The organism is Allobosea sp. P4_C6, from assembly GCF_056402015.1.
In genome coordinates this window covers 1-1,210 of sequence record NZ_JBFUIF010000255.1, presented here as the reverse complement: position 1 = coordinate 1,210, position 1,210 = coordinate 1, and the positions used below count along the sequence as shown (strand labels likewise).

The 1,210-nt window shown below is 59.8% G+C and carries 1 protein-coding gene; it reads left to right on the top strand.

Annotated features, from left to right (window positions below; genetic code table 11):
* Positions 1 to 1,210 (top strand): helicase-related protein (locus tag AC1DVA_RS28440; protein ID WP_476808134.1); only part of this gene is annotated, 1,210 nt, incomplete at both ends.

Sequence of the window (1,210 nt, the reverse complement as noted above, 5' to 3'; positions counted from 1 at the left end):
CCGCCACATTGACCGCCTGGCGCGACGACACGGGAGCCGCGGGCTTACTGGCAGAAGAGTTGGACCTCCCGCTCGACTCCGATGAACTCGTCCCGCTTCGCGACCACATGCTTCCGGCACAGGACGGTCCTCCACAATCAATGGAGGCGCAGGACACGAAGTTTGCGGTGTTTCGGCGTTTCGTTGAAGGATGGCTGTCGCGAAATCCGAAAGACAAACTCGTCGTTTTCTCCTTCTTCCGCGGGACGCTGCGATACCTCCAGAGGCGTCTGCAAGAGCAGGGCATTGCGACAGCACTCATACTAGGCGGTATGGGCGACGCCAAGGATGAAGAGCTAGCACGCTTCGCTGCCCCAAATGGACCAAACGTGCTCCTGTCTTCCGAGGTCGGCAGCGAGGGTATCGATCTGCAATTCTCGCGCGTGGTCGTGAATTACGACCTCCCATGGAACCCCATGCGGGTCGAACAGCGCATTGGCCGTATCGATCGACTCGGCCAGAAGTCGGATAAGATCACTATAGTCAGCCTCGTTATTGAGGGCACGATTGAGGAAACGATCCTCGACCGGCTCTACAACCGGATCAAGGTCTTCGAAGAGTCGATCGGCGACATCGAAGAGATTCTGGGCGAGACGGTCGACGATCTTGTTATCGAGTATTTCCGCGACGGTCTCTCTGACAGCCAAATGGCGGAACGGCTTGAGCAGAACGCGCTATCGGCTGCGCAGCACCGGCAGGAAGTCGCTCGCCTGGAGGATCAGGCGCCGGAACTTTCCGGTAGCATGGACTTCATCCTGTCCTCGATCCAGGCTGGACGGGAGGCCGGTCGATGGATTCGGCCGCAGGATTTACGCGACTTCCTTCTTGATCTGCTACTGGATGCCTATCCGGGAACGCGGTTCGAGGTGGACACGGACGAGCCTAACCTCTGTCGCATCACGCTCAACCCGGCAGCAGGCGCCGCTTTCGGCCGGTTCATAGAAGAATCCCGCCCACAGCGAGGGACTCGCCTTCACATACCCGGAGCAGAGGTTGCGGTCGTCTTCGAGCCCGGTCTGCGGATTAGGCTGATTCCGCGTCCGGAAGTCCTAGATGTTACCCATCCGCTTGTTGGCTTCGCCCGAGCCCTAGCAACTGACCGACAAGTACCGACGCAACCTGTGGCAGCGGTGGTGCTAGCAAGCGGTACTATAGACGCGCCGCCGGGCGC